This is a genomic window from Prosthecobacter sp. (assembly GCF_044378005.1).
Taxonomy (GTDB): Bacteria; Verrucomicrobiota; Verrucomicrobiia; order Verrucomicrobiales; family Verrucomicrobiaceae; genus Prosthecobacter.
In genome coordinates this window covers 23,582-40,535 of record NZ_JBILYB010000011.1, presented here as the reverse complement: position 1 = coordinate 40,535, position 16,954 = coordinate 23,582, and the positions used below count along the sequence as shown (strand labels likewise).

At 59.5% G+C, this 16,954-nt stretch carries 14 protein-coding genes; 4 read left to right on the top strand and 10 right to left on the bottom strand.

All coding sequences use genetic code 11. The annotated features are described in order from the left end of the window. Positions 1–32: 32 nt before the first annotated feature. The 4 genes from AC6FTP_RS04190 to tmk all read right to left on the bottom strand — a co-directional run bounded on the left by AC6FTP_RS04190 (position 33) and on the right by tmk (position 3,909). Positions 33–1,484, bottom strand: a complete 1,452-nt coding sequence (locus AC6FTP_RS04190; RefSeq protein ID WP_497205646.1) for a sigma-54-dependent transcriptional regulator — start codon at positions 1,482–1,484, stop codon at positions 33–35. Between the two features lie 91 nt (positions 1,485–1,575). Further along, positions 1,576–2,223 carry a tRNA (adenosine(37)-N6)-threonylcarbamoyltransferase complex dimerization subunit type 1 TsaB gene (gene tsaB, locus AC6FTP_RS04185; protein WP_497205645.1) on the bottom strand — a complete coding sequence of 216 codons (648 nt, stop codon included), beginning with the start codon at positions 2,221–2,223 and terminating at the stop codon, positions 1,576–1,578. Positions 2,224–2,291: 68 nt separating this feature from the next. Beyond that, positions 2,292–3,287, bottom strand: coding sequence for a DNA polymerase III delta subunit-related protein (locus AC6FTP_RS04180; RefSeq protein WP_497205644.1), 996 nt, complete (start codon positions 3,285–3,287; stop codon positions 2,292–2,294). Beyond that, on the bottom strand, positions 3,277–3,909 hold the full coding sequence (tmk, locus tag AC6FTP_RS04175) for a dTMP kinase (RefSeq protein ID WP_497205643.1): 633 nt from the start codon (positions 3,907–3,909) through the stop codon (positions 3,277–3,279). The genes AC6FTP_RS04180 and tmk overlap by 11 nt, the downstream gene beginning before the upstream one ends. Before the next feature lie 137 nt (positions 3,910–4,046). Here tmk and hisI point away from each other — a divergent pair, with 137 nt between their 5' ends. Both hisI and recR read left to right on the top strand, forming a co-directional pair. Then, positions 4,047–4,466 carry a phosphoribosyl-AMP cyclohydrolase gene (hisI, locus tag AC6FTP_RS04170; RefSeq protein WP_497205642.1) on the top strand — a complete coding sequence of 140 codons (420 nt, stop codon included), beginning with the start codon at positions 4,047–4,049 and terminating at the stop codon, positions 4,464–4,466. Between the two features lie 11 nt (positions 4,467–4,477). After that, positions 4,478–5,083, top strand: a complete 606-nt coding sequence (gene recR, locus AC6FTP_RS04165; protein ID WP_497205641.1) for a recombination mediator RecR — start codon at positions 4,478–4,480, stop codon at positions 5,081–5,083. Here recR and AC6FTP_RS04160 read toward each other — a convergent pair. From AC6FTP_RS04160 to AC6FTP_RS04140, 5 genes are all read right to left on the bottom strand, one after another. Then, a complete protein-coding gene (locus AC6FTP_RS04160) occupies positions 5,080–6,045 on the bottom strand; it encodes a bactofilin family protein (protein ID WP_497205640.1) in 966 nt (321 codons plus the stop codon). The genes recR and AC6FTP_RS04160 overlap by 4 nt on opposite strands. 195 nt (positions 6,046–6,240) lie before the next feature. Then, positions 6,241–6,606 carry a bactofilin family protein gene (locus AC6FTP_RS04155; RefSeq protein WP_497205639.1) on the bottom strand — a complete coding sequence of 122 codons (366 nt, stop codon included), beginning with the start codon at positions 6,604–6,606 and terminating at the stop codon, positions 6,241–6,243. Between the two features lie 296 nt (positions 6,607–6,902). Beyond that, complete coding sequence (locus tag AC6FTP_RS04150; protein ID WP_497205638.1) at positions 6,903–8,138, bottom strand: exo-beta-N-acetylmuramidase NamZ family protein; 1,236 nt, start codon at positions 8,136–8,138, stop codon at positions 6,903–6,905. 33 nt (positions 8,139–8,171) lie between these two features. Then, the gene (locus AC6FTP_RS04145) at positions 8,172–9,209 is read right to left on the bottom strand and encodes a hypothetical protein (protein ID WP_497205637.1); all 1,038 of its coding nucleotides are present in this window, start codon (positions 9,207–9,209) and stop codon (positions 8,172–8,174) included. 9 nt (positions 9,210–9,218) lie between these two features. Further along, on the bottom strand, positions 9,219–9,653 hold the full coding sequence (locus tag AC6FTP_RS04140; RefSeq protein WP_497203563.1) for a YidB family protein: 435 nt from the start codon (positions 9,651–9,653) through the stop codon (positions 9,219–9,221). Positions 9,654–9,788: 135 nt separating this feature from the next. Between AC6FTP_RS04140 and AC6FTP_RS04135 the strand changes: the two genes are divergently transcribed. Then, positions 9,789–10,631 carry an LOG family protein gene (locus AC6FTP_RS04135; protein WP_497203562.1) on the top strand — a complete coding sequence of 281 codons (843 nt, stop codon included), beginning with the start codon at positions 9,789–9,791 and terminating at the stop codon, positions 10,629–10,631. 60 nt (positions 10,632–10,691) lie between these two features. After that, a complete protein-coding gene (locus AC6FTP_RS04130; protein WP_497203561.1) occupies positions 10,692–11,561 on the top strand; it encodes an alpha/beta hydrolase in 870 nt (289 codons plus the stop codon). Positions 11,562–11,567: 6 nt separating this feature from the next. On the opposite strand, the gene AC6FTP_RS04125 is transcribed toward AC6FTP_RS04130, so the two are convergent. Next, positions 11,568–16,925, bottom strand: coding sequence for a PVC-type heme-binding CxxCH protein (locus AC6FTP_RS04125; RefSeq protein WP_497205636.1), 5,358 nt, complete (start codon positions 16,923–16,925; stop codon positions 11,568–11,570). Positions 16,926–16,954 lie beyond the last annotated feature (29 nt).

Here is a 16,954-nt window from a genome sequence, read left to right as displayed (position 1 = left end):
TAACTGGCGCTTGAGTGCGTAAGTCGCTCAACTCACGCCGCTTTCTTGCCTACAGGCTTCTTGGGCGACTTTCCAGATGGCGTCAGATCTAGCTGGGTCTGTAGATCCTCAGCAGAGATGCCGAGGAACTTGGCGGTCTTGCCGATGTCATCTTCGTAGTGGCGGTAGGCCAGGCGACAGAGTTCTTTTTCCACCCAGGGAATGAGGTCAATGTCAGGCTGTGTCTGCGCCACGCTGATGAGCATGGAGAGTGCGTCCTTCATCCGTGTCACCGTGTTTGCCGGATGGGTGAAGCGGCTGTTCGCGATGCTGCCCAGCGGGATGTCCGAGGGCAGGAGCACGTCCGAGTTTGCCAGAGCGCAGGCACGCTGGATGGTGTTTTCCAGTTCACGCACATTGCCCGGCCAGTCGTAGGCTTCGAGCAGGCCGAGTGCATCTTCAGTGAAACGCATGAGCGGTCCACGACGGCGTGCTGACTGGCGCTGAAGGAAAAACTCCGCCAGCAACCGCACATCGTCGCGGCGTTCACGCAGCGGTGGGATGTGGATGCGCACGACGTTCAGGCGGTAAAAAAGGTCTTCTCGGAAGGTGCCCTTGGACACTTCGGTTTCGAGATCCTTGTTCGTCGCTGCCAGGATGCGCACATCACACTTCAGCGTCTGATTGCTGCCCACACGGCAAAACTCACCTTCCTGGAGCACGCGCAGCAGCTTGCTCTGCACGGCCAGCGGCATGTCTCCGATCTCATCGAGAAAAAGAGTGCCGCCATCGCACTGCTCAAAGCGGCCCACACGCTGGGTCACGGCACCTGTGAAGCTACCCTTCTCATGCCCGAAGAGCTCGCTCTCCATCAGATTGTCCGGGATGGAGGTGATGTTGATCCCCACAAACTCCTTCGGCGAACGCGGGCTGAATTTGTGGACTGCACGGGCCACGAGTTCCTTCCCGCAGCCGCTCTCGCCCGTGATCATCACCGGCGCATCACTGCGGGAGACGCGGCCGATCATTTTAAAGACTTCCTGGATTGGGGCCGAGCGTCCGATGATGGTCTCCTGAATGGTCTCGGCGGGCACCTCGGCAGCCAGGGCGCGGGTCACGCGGCGGGACTCATTGGCCCTCAGGGCGCTTTCGACGACGGTGCGCAGCTCGTAGGGCAGCTTTTCCTTGCCCAGCACATCGTAGGCACCGAGACGCATCGCCTCGATCACATTGCTGTTGCTCGCCAGACCGCTGAAGAGGATGACCATGGCGTTTGGGTCATTCATGCGCAGGCGCTTGAGCAGCTCGATGCCGTTCGTGCCCGGAAGACGTACTTCCGCCAGCACGAGATCTGCACGGAGCTTCTGGTAGGAAGCCACGGCTTCTTCCGCACGTTCCGCGGTGACGACAGTCACGCCTGGCGCTTTCAAATGGCTGCAAGCCCAGCTCAGAAAATCTGAGTCGGCGTCCACAATGAGAATGCGGGAATCCTGGGGAGATGACATTTGGCGGTAAAGAAGTCGTTTTCGTAGCTGGTTGAGTCTCCGCCGTCAACACGCGTTCTGAAAGAGATGTCTGTCTGCGCTGTCAGGATTCTCACACAGGAGGAACGTGCTTGCCTGCTTTTCGGGCTACGGTAATGAATGCTTCCTGCAAATAAAAGGGCTCCAGTGTGGCTGTGCAGCCCTGCTGAAACTCCGCTTCAGGCAGACGTGAGATGAACTTTCCGAGCGCTGCGGCGTCAGGCGTGGCCATGGTCACTGGCAAGCCAAGAGGCGCACGCTCATCGTAGCTCAGCCAGGTGCCACCGTCTGCCACGAGCGCGGTGGCTTTTTCCGCCGGGACGAGGACTGGAGCATGAGTCATGCGTCCGTCATGGATGAGTGCATGATAAAACTGGCCTCGCCGGGCATCTCCCAGCACAGCGTAACTGGCGAGTTCAGAGGTGGCGATGGAGGGCCAGCCCAGCAGCTCCCAGCCACGGGACAAGGCAATTCCCTGCGCCGCCGCGATGCTGATCCGCACGCCCGTGTATGATCCTGGCCCCGTGCCCACCACCATGACGGCTTTTTCGTTCGCCGGCATCGCATCCAACGCCTCGCCCAGCGGGGCAAAGACCTGCGCATTGTGCGAGCGCTCCGATTGAAACGTCGCTTCAAACAGCACTAGGTCACCGCGCACCACGGCCAACACCCCACGCGGCGTGGAGAGATCAATGGCGAGCACTAGGCGTGAGTCAGGCATGGTCAGCCCCTCCCATCCCACGACCTGTCATCCGCTGCAAGCCTGGATCAGCAGAGCAGGCTCATCCCTTACTTCCCAAAGGCCTGAATGAAGGCGACTTCAAGGGCGAGGCCTTCGTTGACGTTTGTGTGCAGGTGTTGCTCGAGCTGGCGGATGGCCCGGAGGCGCTGGGTTGTCTCCTCGGGTTTCCACTGCTCGGCGAGGCGGGCGGTGGCGTGCTGGAACTGGGGGAGGTCGAGGTTCGCAGCGCCCACCTGCTGGCGGGCGACGTCGCCCATCCAGGCGAGGACGAGATCCATGAGGGCATCGCGGCGCTGGAGGTAACGGGCTTCGATCTGGGCGCTGACCTCTTCTTCCCGCTGCTTCAGCCAGGTGCCGTCAGTGGTTTTGGCGTAGTGGTCCTGCTCCTTTTCGAACTCCTCCTCCTGCTCCTTTTTGATCTCATCGTAGAGGTCATCGATCACGGACTGGAAGTCCGTCTTTAATCCGAGGGCAGCTCCGATGCCGCCGGTGGAGCGGTTGGCGAGCTGCTGGAGTACGGCGAGGAGCTTCATCTCGTGTTCGTCAAACTGGCGGACGCCTGCGGGGGGCAGGAGGGGCATCTGGATGACGCGGGAGAGGATGGTGGTGAGGAGCTGCTCGGGATGGTTGCTGATGAGGAGGATGAGGGTGCGGGGCGGCGGCTCTTCGAGGGTTTTGAGAAAGGCGTTTTGCGCGGGGATGGTCATGCGCTCGGCATCGACAATGATGCCGAGCTTGTGCCCGCCGGGGGCGGTGGTGCGATGGATCATGCGCTCCAGGAAGCGGATGGTGCCGACCTCGCTGGCGTCATCGCCAACGGAGATGCGGCGTGATTTGCTTTGGGGGCGAAGGATGACGGCGCCATCCTGCGCCCAGTCGTCGAGGCTGCGGTGGCGGACGGGGCTGACGAGACTGAGGACGGAGGAAGCGAAGTCCTCCAAGCCGGCCTCGCGGGGGCCGCTGATGAGGTAGGCGTGGGCCATGCGTCCGAGCTTCTGGGCACGGGTGAGGAGGCTGAGCGCGTGGTCGGCTTTATACGGCATGGCGGTGAGTCTCGACGAGCTTCAGGATTTCGCCATGGACGGCTTCGGGGCTGTGCGAGGCATCGACGATGGCGATGCGGGCGGGCTCAGCACGCGCGAGGGTGAGGTAGCCCTGGCGGACTTTTTCGTAGAACTCGCGGGGTTGACTCTCCATGCGGTCAAGCTCGCGGCCGGTGGCGTGGATACGCTGCCAGGCGGTGTCGGTTTCGAGATCGAGCAGGACGGTGAGCTGGGGGAGTGTGCCGCCGGTGGCGAAAGTGTTGATGGCACGGACGGCGTCGAGCGGCAGCCCGCGGGCGAGACCCTGATAGACGGTGGTGGAGTCGAGGAAACGGTCCAGGATGACAAAGGTGCCGGAAGCGAGGAGGGGGCGGACCTTTTCCCGAACGATCTGCGCACGGCTGGCGGCGAAGAGAAGGAGCTCGGTCTCCGGGGTCATGGCGGTGCCGGTCTTGGCGTGCTGGAGGAGGTGGCGGATCTCCTCGCCGATCTCGGTGCCGCCGGGCTCGCGAAGGATCACGACGCTCTGGCCGGTGCTTTCGAGGTGCTGCTGGAGGAGGCGGATTTGGGTGGACTTGCCACAACCTTCGGAGCCTTCGAAGGAGAGCAGGAAACCGGGCATGGAGGAGTCGGCGTACACGGGTGAAAAGACGGCCCGGAGGGCAGTGGAGCGGCCTTTTTAGCGTGTGGCCCGGCGATGTCGAACAAAAGCATTTTCGTTTTGGCAAAGGCGGGCGGCGGGGTTATCTCCGCCGTCCCATGATAGAAGCGTCTTCCCTCCAGTTCGGCCCCCGTGACTCCAAGCAAACCATCGAAGAAGGTCTGGCCTTCGCGCCGAAGTTTGACGAGCATGGTCTGATCGCGGCGATGGCGGTGGATGCCGACACGAACGAGCCGCTGATGCTGGCATACATGAATGCGGACACGCTGCGTGAGACGCTGGTGCTCGGCCAGGCGGTGTATTATAGCCGGAGTCGGAAGGAACGCTGGCACAAGGGTGCTACGAGTGGTGAGTTTCAGGATGTGATCGAGATCCGCACGGACTGTGACCAGGATGCGCTGATCCTGCGGGTGAAGCAGCGTGGTGGTGGCTGCTGCCACACGAGCCGTCCGACTTGTTTTTACCGCAAGGTCGCGATGCCCGCCGAGGCGGGCGTGGTGATGCTGGAGAAGGCCTGATCTGCACTGCCATGGCCGCCCTCGACTATCCTCCGCCGCTGCGCCGCCTGATTGCCCAACTGAAGTCGCTGCCAGGCCTGGGCCCGCGCAGTGCCGAGCGGCTGATGCTCTGGCTGATGCAGGACGGCGGGCGCATCGAGCCGATGGTGGATGCTTTAAAAGAGGCCACGGCGCGGGTTCATGCCTGCGATGACTGCGGCTTTTTCATCGAGCGTGAGGAAGAATGTGCGCTGTGCCACAATCCGAAGCGCCAGCAGCGGCTGATCTGTGTGGTTGAGCAGGCGGCGGACGTATTGCGGCTGGAGAGGTCGGGAGCGTTTCACGGAATGTACCATGTGCTCGGCGGGAAGCTCTCCCCACTGGACAATGTGACGCCGGAGGATCTGCGGATCGAGCCGCTGCTGGAGCGCGTGAAGCGCGTGCAGGCGGAGGAGGTGATCCTGGCCGTGGGCTCGGACGTGGAGGGCGAGGCGACGGCCAGTTATCTCCACGATCTTCTGCGAGCGGAGGGACTGGCGGTGACTCGACTGGCGCAGGGTTTGCCCGCAGGTGGCGGGCTGGATCACGCAGATGAGCTGACGCTTTACCAGGCGCTGCACGGCAGACGGACGCTCTAAATCGCCGGCCTGGGCATGGTCTGGGTGCGCACAATGTTCATGGCACCGTTGAGTTCGCCGCCGGGTTCGATATTGATCGAGCGGGCGGTGACATCGCCAAAGACGGCACCATCTTTGCCGATGGTTAGGGGGCCGGTGCAAAGGATGGTGCCAGTGATCTTGGCCTGGATGTCTGTCTCCTCGGCATGGATGAGGTTTAGGAAGGTAACATCCGCTCCTTTTTCGATGATGAAGCGTTTGCAGTGTACCTCGCCAATGATGTTTCCGACGGTGCGAAAGACGGCATCACCGCTGGCTTGGATATTGGCCTCGACGATGCCCTGGCAGCGGATGTCCCGGCAGATGATGAGATCGGTGGAGAGATGGCCGCGCTTGCGGATGAGGACATCTCCACGCGTTTTGATAGCCTGATTGGTGGCCATGTTGATCTCAATGTCTTCGAGGGAGATGAGAGAGCCGCAATGGGGGCAGTTGGCGGAGCGGGAGGAACGGCTAACTTTGAATTTATGACCGCATTCAAAACAGTCCGCGTCTTTGAAGTAGGCGTTTCGATAGACGCCCTGGTCCCGCATTTTTTGCAGCGTGCTGGCGGACATGGGCTCCGGTGCAGGGGTGGGCGGCGGGGAGTTGGATTGCGGACGGCGCGCTACCGGAGCTTCCAGCACCCTGGGCTCAGGTGGTGCTTCGGTGATGACTTCAGGCACTTGGGCTGCTGGCAAAGGCTCTGGGCTGGATGCTGCCTGCTGTTTGAGGAAGACCCCGAAACCACCCTCGGCCTCTTCTTCTTGAGAAATGGGCTTCGCGAACTCGAGCTGCTCTGGCTCGGCGTGGGCAGCGTTGATCGGTGTGAGTGTTCGCCTGCTGGTTTGAGGCACCTGAGCTGTGGGCTGGCTGGTTGGTTCCTTCGCCGGAGCCGGGGTATCCCAGGCACTGTTATCGATTTTGCCACCTGCGCGGCTCACTCCCGAAGCAGAGACTTTGCCACGGGTGATGGAGAGATGGACGCCACACTTTTTGCAAAAAGTGGAAACAACAAGGCGCGGCTCAAACTGAGCCGCGCCACAGGTCGGACACACCACCTCAATTTGTCCTTTAGGTGGTGTCGGGCGATCACTTTTCGGGCCGAAAAGTCTTCGAAACACGAAGGGAGTCGCTAATTAAGGTTGGGGGCGGGGGCCGCCAGCAGGTTTGGGAGCATCGGCTTTTTTACCCACGGAGGATTGACCCATGAATGTCGCACCCTCTTCGATGGAGAGAGTGCCAGCGGCGATGTCTCCGACGAGGATGGCGTTGCTCTTGAGTTCGCAGCGCTCAGCGACGGTGATATTGCCTTCGACCTTGCCGAAGATGATGACCGAGCGTGTCTTGACTTCACCCTTGATCAGCGCGTTTTCACCGACGGTGAGGCTGCCATCGGAGACGACTTCGCCTTCGATTTTACCGTCAATGATGAGGTCATGGGAGAATTTGATGGAGCCTTTGATTTCGACGTCGTTGGCGAGGACATTTTTGCTGGATGTCATAGAGAAAGAAGATGAGGTGGCGCGTTGAGGTTGTGCAGCAGGAGCATGGGTGGAGAGCAGTGGAGCGCGTTCAGCCGGTGAGGCTGGCGCGGGTGTTTCAGCACGTGTGTCCTTTTGACTTTCGTTGGGTTGTCCGATTATTTGCCTGAGCATGGGAATGGAATATAAGAGGGCTGCGTGTTGAGTGTCAATGTTCTGGTGATCTTTTTTCTGAAACCTTTATTTCACAGAGAACAAAGCCTTTTCCGGGCCATTGCAGGAGCTTTCGTTTCTGATGAATTCAAGGATTTCATTCTTCAGGCATACATCAAGTATCTCTGGCGGGCACTCCGAAAGGATGAGGTGTAACCAGCCCATCCGGCAATGATCCGGCTGGCAGGCACTCCGTGGCGGAGCTGGGTGTAAAGGGACTCACTGCCATAGACTTTGTGGAAAAGGTTGAGCTTATCTCCGCTCATTCGGACAAGCGCACGACCGCTTGTGAGTCGGTTGACGGCATCCAGCATCTGGACATCCAGGCCGGTAAGATTGGCCTGGGCATGAGGGTGGATGTTCAGACGGACGCCACCGAAGCCATTCCGTGAATAGGGGGAAAAGCTGACTCCGCTGGCTCCGAAACCACGGCATGCAGCCAGCATGGCCTGAGGATTGACGCCGCTGCCGCCTGCATAGCCAAAGGGATTTTCGGTGCCGATACCGACATCGACGGCAGCAGCTCCACCCAGCATTCCGGTGGCCACATAGTAGAGCGGCGATGTGGCGTGGGGGATGTTGGGGGAGGTGGCATGCCAGCGCAGTCCGGTGTTTCCCCAGGCCATGTTCCGGCCCCAGCTCTGCATTTTCACCACGGTGAGCTTTGGAGAGCGTGAGATCCAGCCGTTTGCGGCAGTCATCATGGCAAGTTCGCCGACGGTCATGCCGTGAACATAAGGAATGGGGATCTGGCTGACGAAGGACTTCCAGCGCGATTCGACAGGAGGGCCTTCGACGCGCCAGCCACCCATTGGGTTCGGGCGATCAAGCACGATAAAGGTTTTGCCCTGCTCAGCGGCGGCTTCCATCGCCACGACCATGGTGCTAATATAAGTGTAGCTGCGGCAGCCGATGTCCTGCACGTCAAAGACGAGGGTGTCGATGGCGGCAAGTTGCTGTGGTGTGGGTTTGCGGGTGGGGCCGTAGAGGGAGTGAACGATCAGGCCAGTGACGGAATCCCGCTTGGTGGCGATGTGCTTTCCCGCAGGAACATGGCCGTCGATGCCATGCTCCGGTCCATAGAGGGCCACGAGCCCGGTACCTAGTGCACGTTTCATCGCGACTCGCGTCATTTCACCTCGGCTGGTGTAGGCTGTATGATTGGTGATGAGTCCCACGCGGCGTCCGCGAAGCAGGTCAAAGTTCCGCGCCGCGAGCATATCGATCCCCAGCATGAAGGGGCCGCCCTGTGCTGTGGGCATGATTTGCGGAGATGACATCTGGCAGCCGGTGAGTGCGGCGGCACCTGATGAGAGGAGAAAGGAGCGGCGGGTGGACATGTGCAGCGTGGAGAGGCGTTTCTCTCCTCTACATTAAGTCAGATGTCTTCCGAGAGTGAATTCAAGATTTCGCTCCACCACATCGCCCATGCTCGCGCAGGACTTGAAGCGGTCGGTGTTATGATGTTCGCCGAGTTCACGGGCGAGCTGCTGCATTTTCTCCGGCGGTTCCATGGGGTTGGCCTTCATGCAGTCGAGCAGGTTATGGATGCGCTGGTGCTCGCTGATGTATCGGCGGGCGATGAGGGTGCGCTCCTCATCCTGATACTGATGCATGGTCGGTACGTTCAGGCACTTGGTGCAGAGTTTGACGACTGGATTGTTCTCTTTGAAAAACTGCGGGAGATAGAGCGTGCGGCGCCCCTCGTAGCTCTGCTGGTCAAAGTCGATGGCGCGGACGCGATACTGTAAGTCCTCGAAGTCGGGCGTGATGTCGATGACGTAGTTGTAGCTGCGCATATCTCCGAGCAGGCGGATGAAGCAACGCTCGCTGAACTTCACGAACTCTTTGGCGATACGGACCTCGTTAATGTCTGGGCGATCCAGGTAATCCCGGATGAAGGCATCCCCTGGGATGCCGGCGATGTGCTCTTCCACCAGCGTGCCACTGTGCGCGAGGTAGTTGATCCGGTTTGGGGAAAGCAGATGTTCCAGTTCCAGGCCATACACACGCGAAGCATCGGCGCGTTTCACATAAAGGTGATCGTAGTTGTCGTTGTACTGGTTGACCACCCGCACGCGAAAGGGGCGCGAATTGCCAAACTCACAGTAGTCCAGTCGCTCCACGTAAAGATGCGGCACGGCGTGGAGATCACCCGTGCGTAGGAGGGAGTAGATGCTCGTCAGACGCGGATAGAGATCCTGCTGCACCTCACGAGGATACAGCACCGTGGACCAGTGTGTGGGATTGCCGTTTTTGTCGTCGAGCGGGTAGCTTTCCGTGAAGTTCAGTAGGTCCTGGTAAGTCGCGGGCAGTGAGTAGCGTCGTCCGAACTGATCGAGGTAGGTTTCCAGTTCATCAGTGAGCGGCAGGAACTCCTTGCGCTTGGTGATCTGGACGTCGGTGACCATGAGGCAGGATTAGGAGCGACCTCCGAAGAAGCTTCCCAGGCCGCCTTTCATCACGCTGGCGAGCACATTTTGGAGTTGATCGCTGGAAGGCTGCTGATCTTCGACCACGCCCTTGGGTGTGAGTTTGTCGATGACCTGGGGGAGGAACTGGCTGATGAGCGGCAGCACCATGTTCACATTCAGTCCTAGCTTCTGGGCTAGATCAGCCACAGCGTCCGCACCGAGCGCCTGCTCCATTTGGGCTGGCTGAACAGTCTTGTTTTCACCCGTGGAAACCCAGGAGGCAAAGACTTCCGTCAAGCCTGCCTGATTGAACTTCTGCTTCAGACCTGGAAGACCTCCGGCCTGATTGAGAAGTGAAGTTAATAAGTCGGAAGGTTGGCCGCTGTTGCCGCCGAGAAGGCTGCCCATGGCTTGTTTGGCGAGAGAGTCGAAGAGTCCCATAGAGGATTCATGGTGTGAAGTGCGAGACGCAAGTCAATCAGCTCTCAGCGAAACATCAGCAGAGCAAAAAAAGAGCCACCCTGATGGATGATTTTTGAATCCATGAGCCTATTTCTGACTCATATTGACATCATCATGATTGCTCCCCAGTCTCCGTTGCAGAGGAAAGAAAAAGAGTCCGTGTCCGGTCTGCTGCCTACGTCAGTTGTCCAGCCGCCAACTCCCGCAGAAAAGCAGGAGGAAGAGATCTTCATTCAGCAACTCGTGGATCGGTCCATGCTAAGTGGCCCGAACCGTCGTCTTCAGGAACTCAAGCAGATCTTGGATGTGGCCTGGGAATTCATCAAAGGAGTCCGCGCACTGCACTTCGTGGGACCGTGCATCACCGTCTTCGGCTCGGCGCGTTTCGAGGAGGACCATCCATACTACAAGCTGGCGCGAAAGCTGGGCGCGGAGATCGCGAAGATGGGCTTTACTGTCATGACAGGCGGCGGCCCAGGCATCATGGAGGCAGCCAATCGTGGTGCCAAGGATGTCGGTGGACGCAGTGTCGGTTGTAACATCGAGCTGCCCTTTGAGCAGAAGCACAATCCCTGGCTCGACCGCTGGGTGACGATGAAGTACTTCTTTGTCCGCAAGGTGCTGCTCATGAAATACAGCTATGGTTTTGTCATCATGCCCGGCGGCTTCGGCACTCTGGATGAGATGTTTGAAGCCCTTACGCTGATCCAAACGAAGAAAGTGAAAAACTTCCCCGTCGTGGTCATGGGCACGGAGTTCTGGAGTGAGATGAAGAACCTCGTGGACCACATGCTCAAAGGCTCGACGATCAGTCCTGAAGATGTCGAACTCATCTGCTGGACGGACAGTGTCGAAGAAGCCATCTCGCATCTCCAGGATCGTGCGGTGAAGCAGTTCGGCCTGCGCCATGAGCCTGTGCCCAGCAGCAGCGTTCTACTGGGAGAGAAAAGTCTCTGATTTGTGACTTAAGACCACGTCTTGCACATCCACTCTACCAGTCTAGTCTCCGCGCCTTTCATGTCGGATCACTCTTTTCAGCTTAGAAACGGACTCACCCTTGGATACGCTGAGTATGGCGATCCTCAGGGGGCCGTGATGTTTTATTATCACGGCTGGCCGAGTGCGCGGGTTCAGGGGGCACTCATGGATGATGTGGCGAAGCGTCACGGCCTTCGACTCATCGCTCCAGACAGACCGGGCATCGGCCTGTCTGAATTTCAGCCCAAACGCGAACTGCTCGACTGGCCGGAGACTTTGGAGCAACTCGCAGCCCATGTGGGCGCGGACAAGTTCCACCTCATGGGCTGGTCGGGAGGAGGGCCCTATGTTTTAGCCACAGCCAAGGCATTTCCTGAGCGCATTCTCACTGCCACAGTGGTCTGTGGTGCACCGCCGCTGATGTTCCTTGGCTTTCAGCACATGTTCTGGGTCTATCGTCTCATGATTCGCCTGCGGACCTTCTGTCCCTGGCTGCTCGGCGGATTACTCCGTTTTGGGAAAGTCATCTCCAGTGGAAAGCCGGACAAAGCCCCACTCAAGTGGCTCATGCTCATGCTGGGAAAGGAAGACCGTGGTGTGCTCTCTGATCCGCATACATTCGATGTTGTCCGTCATGGCATCGTTGAGGCACTTCGCCGTGGGCCGCGAATGGTCATCGCCGATGCTGACATCTACCTCAGCGAATGGGGATTTGAAGTCAGCAGCATCGAAACACTCATCCACTTCTGGCATGGCAAAGAGGACAGAAACATCTCCTGGAAGTACACAGAGCAAATCTCAGCCCTCATGCCTCACACCACTACTCACTGGTTCGAGCATGAGGGACATTACTCCCTTCCCATCAAACATGCCGAGCAGATCGTGAAGCACGCGCTCGGCAAAGAGTAAGGCGGGTCAGCGAGCCACCTTTAGATAAGCGATCAAATCCGCCAGCGACTGAGGCGTCATCACCACCTCCAGCCCCTCCGGCATCAGTGACGTGCCCGTGCTCTTCAAACTTGAGATCTCGCTTCGCAGCACCGACTTCGTCAGGTTCCCGGCCATCTTCAGCGTCAAACTCGCGCTCGTTTCGGTAGCGATGACGCCATAGAGCTGCTCGCCATTCTTCAGCGTGCAATGATACGCCATGAAGCCCGGCTCGATGATCGCGCTTGGGTCGAGGATGGAGTTGAGCAACTTCTCCGCGTCATGCTGCACCACACTGCGGAGGTCAGGGCCGAGTTCTAGGCCCATGCCGTCGAGTTTGTGGCAACTGATGCACACCTGCGAGAAAACGACCTTCCCCTTCACAGCATCGCCCGTCAGCTTCAGCGCCGGTTTGAACTTCTCCACCACCGCTGCCCGCGTGGCGCTCGTCGAGTCCGCAAACACCTTCTCCGCCATTTGCGCGATGTTCTTCTTCGGATGCTTCATCAATCGTGCCCGCGTCGCCGCGTCACAAGCCTTCGCCTCAGGGCGATTCAACAGCGCTAGCGTCCACGCATCGTTCGAGAGCAGCGTCTCGATGATCTGACCGCGCACCGTCGGCGTGCGCTCCTCAAAGCGCTCCAGCAAAAATGTCTGCCCATACCTCGGTTGCAGTCGTCCCACCAGTCGAAGCACCTCCGCGCTGCCCGTCTTCGCCCAAAGCTCCGGCAACAACTCACGCACCATCTCTCGATGCTCGCGATCCGAGGCCAGCAGCGCCAGCTCCGCCATCGGCGGAGCCTCCTTCGCCGTTTTGACCGTCTCCGACGCCTTTGCGAGCATGTCCGCCATCTTCTTCAATCCCGCCTGCGCCTCCGGCGAACTCACCTGCTTCGCGAATTGAGCCAACGAGAGGTCTTTTTCATTGAGGACAGCCAGAATCTCCACCGCATGCATTTTAGCCTCCAAATGCGACATCAGCGCTGCGATAGCTTTTTCGTTCTTCTCCGCCAAAGCGCACTGGAACAGCTTCCCGATCGCCCCGTTGTTTTCCGGCTCACCACCTTCTGGGAACCTTTCACAAACCCGCTCCAAATGCGGCAGCACCGAACTCATCGCCGCCCCTTGCAACGATGATCCCGCCGGAACTGCATTCAAAAACTCCGCCAGCAAATCCGCCGCCCACTCAAACTTCAACTCCCCCAACGAGCACGCCAGTTGCAACCGCACCTTCTCGTACTTGTCGTTTACGAGCTTCGCGAGAGCGGCATGGAGTGGCAACGAGTCGTCGCCCTTCCATTCGAGCTTCTCGGCCATTTGAAGGGCTTGTTCCCGAACATGCGCAGACTCGTCTCCGAGGAGCTTCATGCAGTCGGAAGTCTTCAGCTTGCCTTGTATGAGAAGCGTCCATGCTGTTTGAGCTTTGACGTTGGCTGCGCCGGCGATCAAAGCATCGCCGACTCCGCTCCATAACGCTTTCATCTGCGCTTTGTCTCTGAGCCAGCCATTGGAAGAATCAAGGTTAATAGGGAGGTTGTCCCATTCGAAGACTGGTTGTGATCCAAAAGAGTCTTTAACAACCCGCCAAATCCGTCCCTTGTCATCTCCTTCGCGGTAGTGCGGCAGGAGCTCGTCTTTGCCGTTTTGCGGCAGCCACTGCGGGTGCTCGATCATGTAGCGATACATGTCAGCGATCCACAGCGCGCCGTCGGGGCCGTTGCGGACCATGACGGGGCGGCACCAGCGGTCTTCGCTGGCGAGGAAGTCCGTCTTCGACTCGGCGGGATCGCGCGTCGCCTTGAACGTTACTTCATCATCCTCCAGCACATGATGCTGAACCAGATTGGCAAACGGCTCGCAGGTGAAGGCATGCGTCTTCCCATCATCAAACAGCACGACATCGCGATACACCTCGATGCCGCAGGCGCTGGTGAAGCGTCCGGCCTGGTCGAAGCTGTGGAAACGCTTCTCCATGCTGCTGGCGGGATAGACGGGCGGATTGCGAGGGAAGAGCTGATGGATCGGGTCCGGCGGGATGACGTGCGGATTTCGGCGCAGGTAGTGATCCTGCAACACATAGTGCCAGAGCGGGAAACTGTTCTGCACGCCGAACCAGTGGCCCCAGTCGTCACGGGCACGACCGAACTGCGAGGGGCCGCTCTGCGGATCAAACTCGCCCGTGTCTGGCTTGAAACGGAAATCGCGGCTGCCGAGGTCGATCTTCTCGCCGGTGAGCTTGCATTCAATTTGAGTGCCTTTATTGTAGCCGCCGTGATGCGCTCCGGCGGCGCAATACACCCAGCCATCCATGCCCCAGCGCAGGCCGTTCACGCGGAGCTGCTGATTGCCGGTGCTGAAGCCGGTGTAGAGCGCCTTCTTCGTGCCATCCGGCGAAATGAAAAAGATGTCCGGCGCGGCGGTGACAATCACGCCTTCACGCCAGGTGAGGATGCCGGTGGGATAGCTCAAATCGCTGACGATGACGCTGCGCTTGTCGTAGCGACCGTCGCGGTCCGTGTCCTCCAGTCGCACCACACGACCACCGGCCTTGCCATTGCCATCCATGCCGAGCGGGTAGTCCGCCATCTCGATGACCCACAGGCGGCCCTGCTCATCCCAATCAAACGCCACCGGATCGAGCACCACCGGCTCCGCCGCGACAAGCTCGATGCGATACCCCTCACGCACATGCCACTTCTTCGAGGATTCCTCTGGGGAGAGAGGCTGCGAGGCCAATTCGATCTTCGGCGCAGGTGCAGCAGCGGCGGGTTTTTCCAAACCAGCCACCTCGACCTTTTCAAACGCGCCTTCCAGCGGCGCGAGGTCATCGCAGCGCTTCCCAAAGAACATTTCCTTCGCGCCCGGCGCGGTGACGGGCAACTCGGCGTCGATCTCCACCTTGCCATTCAGCATCACCTTCACCCGCGAGCCAATGCGTTCCATCTTCACGTCATTCCACGAGCCAGGCTCGATCACCGTCGTCCCGCGCACGATTTGATCCGCTGCGTTGCCATTGAAGACAAACAGCCTGCCTGGCAGCGAATCTTTGTAAGTGCCGCCGATGCCAAGGTGATCCCCCGGAGCCTGCGAATCGCCCTTTGGCCCGCGTGAGATGAGGTAAGCCGTCACGGCACTGACGTTATTCGCCTTCGTGTTGCGGAAGCGCATCGACGCCGACCAGTTCTCATGCCCCTTCAACGATGCCGAGGTCTGCACCTGCGCTCGCTCGGCCTTTTCCTTCCGTGCGACGGCATGTCGCGCGTTGTCATCGGCTACTTTCGAGATGTTCCAAAGCTTCGCGATCAACTCCGGCTCCACCACGCGATCCCAAACGGTGATCTCATCCAGCCGTCCGTCGAGCCCTTTGCCGAAAAGCACCTTACTCTCCGCTTTCCCGGCCTTTCCGGTCAAAACGGGCTTTTCACTGCCATCGAGATGCACGCGCACGTTTTCGCCATTGCGAATGAGCACGGCGAAATGCCAGTCGTCGGCGAAAAGATCCTCTTTCGTCTCTTCACCGCCAATGGTGAGCCTCACATGATGCTGCGCGTCTTGATGCGCCTTCAAGCTAACCCCCAGCGCATTGATCAACTCGCCCGCGCGATCACTCGCGCCGCTCTCGTGGCCGAGCCAGAACCAGAGGGCGATGGAAGCCTGAGTTCCAAGTTTCAGGTTGGAAGTTTTAAGATGGCCGCCAGCGAGGTGGATGGAGCGATTGATTGTGTGAGAACTGGAGAAAGGCGAGGGCTTCAAGGCAGACTCTTCATCGTAGCCAAGACCAGAACCGGCTCCTGGCAGATAAAAAGCATGTCCGCCGATCAATTTGGCCTCTACCCCCACTTCGTCGGTCAGTGTCGAACGAGCGTCATCGCAGCGGAAATAGGAAGCTGGCTTCGAAGCGAGTGTTTCGCTGGAATAAGAGCTGTCTGATGGACGAATGGGGCGTGAAGGCTTGCCCGCGATCTGAGCGATGGATTCGCTCAAGGTGTCGACCATGGAAGGTTCGGCCTTTACTTCGAGACCTGCGGTGCGGGCAGGCCATGTCGTGTAACCACCGAGTGTGTGCTGCTCAGGCGGTGGAATGTAACCTGTGGCTCCATTCGCCAACTCGATGTTGAAGTGCGTTCCAAGCGGCGACATCTCCCGAAGCTTCAACCCCGTGATCGCATACACCTCGTTCGGCAGCGTGGCGATGCTCAGGTCGCCAATCCGAATCGATTGCAGCTTCACGCTCGTCTTTTGCCGCTCGTGCAAAATCAGCGCCTCTCTCGCATAGACTTCCTCTTTGTTCTTCGGCACGTCGTTTTCGATCTTCGCGGCGATGGGGCGTGCCCAGGCGAGGCGTTTTTCGTCGGGGACGCGATACTTGAGCTCCAGCGTCTTCTCGATCATGCCGAGCGGGGCGTGATCGACATATTTCACGGTTTGCAAGGCCTTCAGGGCGCTGTCGGCGACCTCGGCGGCGTAGTGGTCGATGGTGATCGTCTTTTTCTCCGCGCCGTAGTCCATCCACATCTGGTCGCCGCTGGTGCCCTGGCTCATGGCGCAGACGAAGGGGCCGTTGCCATCACCCTGCTGGCCCATTTTGGCAGCGAGGTGTCGGCAGAAGTGGCCATAGTAGTCGGCGGACACCGGGCCGCTGCCGAAGTAGTGCTGCGAGTAGTTCGCCAGCACGCCGAGCGGTTTGCCATCGAGCGTTTGCAGCGCGATGACGCTGAGCTGCGGATCGACGGGGCCGCTGGGGCCGACGACGTCCTTGCTGAGGTAGCCGGGGTGCATGTTCGCACGGCCGGTGGGCTGGCCGAAGGGATCGACGACTTCTTTGCCCGGTAGCCTGATCCAGCGGCGATTGTGCGTGTGCTCCCAGTCGTCGAACGAGCCCCAGCCGATGCGGGCCGGTTGCAGCGCCGCATTCGCCGCCACGATGGCCTCGGCGATCTTCGGCGTGAGGAACTTCGCATACACCGTGTCCTTTCGCGTGCCGAGGCAGCCCATCGCGGCGGGCGCGGAGTGCGTGTGAGTGGCGCTGACCATCATGCGATCCACCGGGATGCCGCACTGCTTCGACGCGATGCCTTTGGCCTCATCGATGAGCGACTGCTCCATCATGCAGGTATCCACGATGGCGAAGGCGATCTTCATCTTCCCGTCATCGAGCACGAAACTGCGCACGAAGAGCTTGTCCGCGAGCTTTTCGCCCCGCCCTTCAAGAAACCCGCCAGCGATGATGCGCGGGAACTCCGTGGGCGAAATATCCACCGTAGCGACTCCGGCGCGGAAAGTGGCCGCGGTGGACAGGATTGGACTGAGGACAAGCGCGAGGAGGTAAAGCGGTCGGAGATTCATTGCCAGACTGCGACGGGAACCCGAGCGCA

Bases quoted from the DNA above. Each gene is read 5' to 3' on its own strand.
- AC6FTP_RS04180 (WP_497205644.1), bottom strand. From the start codon at position 3,287: ATGCCGTATAAAGCCGACCACGCGCTCAGCCTCCTCACCCGTGCCCAG.
- AC6FTP_RS04190 (WP_497205646.1), bottom strand. From the start codon at position 1,484: ATGTCATCTCCCCAGGATTCCCGCATTCTCATTGTGGACGCCGACTCA.
- AC6FTP_RS04135 (WP_497203562.1), top strand. From the start codon at position 9,789: ATGATTGCTCCCCAGTCTCCGTTGCAGAGGAAAGAAAAAGAGTCCGTG.
- AC6FTP_RS04155 (WP_497205639.1), bottom strand. From the start codon at position 6,606: ATGACATCCAGCAAAAATGTCCTCGCCAACGACGTCGAAATCAAAGGC.
- AC6FTP_RS04130 (WP_497203561.1), top strand. From the start codon at position 10,692: ATGTCGGATCACTCTTTTCAGCTTAGAAACGGACTCACCCTTGGATAC.
- tsaB (WP_497205645.1), bottom strand. From the start codon at position 2,223: ATGCCTGACTCACGCCTAGTGCTCGCCATTGATCTCTCCACGCCGCGT.
- hisI (WP_497205642.1), top strand. From the start codon at position 4,047: ATGATAGAAGCGTCTTCCCTCCAGTTCGGCCCCCGTGACTCCAAGCAA.
- AC6FTP_RS04125 (WP_497205636.1), bottom strand. From the start codon at position 16,925: ATGAATCTCCGACCGCTTTACCTCCTCGCGCTTGTCCTCAGTCCAATC.
- recR (WP_497205641.1), top strand. From the start codon at position 4,478: ATGGCCGCCCTCGACTATCCTCCGCCGCTGCGCCGCCTGATTGCCCAA.
- AC6FTP_RS04150 (WP_497205638.1), bottom strand. From the start codon at position 8,138: ATGTCCACCCGCCGCTCCTTTCTCCTCTCATCAGGTGCCGCCGCACTC.
- AC6FTP_RS04140 (WP_497203563.1), bottom strand. From the start codon at position 9,653: ATGGGACTCTTCGACTCTCTCGCCAAACAAGCCATGGGCAGCCTTCTC.
- AC6FTP_RS04145 (WP_497205637.1), bottom strand. From the start codon at position 9,209: ATGGTCACCGACGTCCAGATCACCAAGCGCAAGGAGTTCCTGCCGCTC.
- tmk (WP_497205643.1), bottom strand. From the start codon at position 3,909: ATGCCCGGTTTCCTGCTCTCCTTCGAAGGCTCCGAAGGTTGTGGCAAG.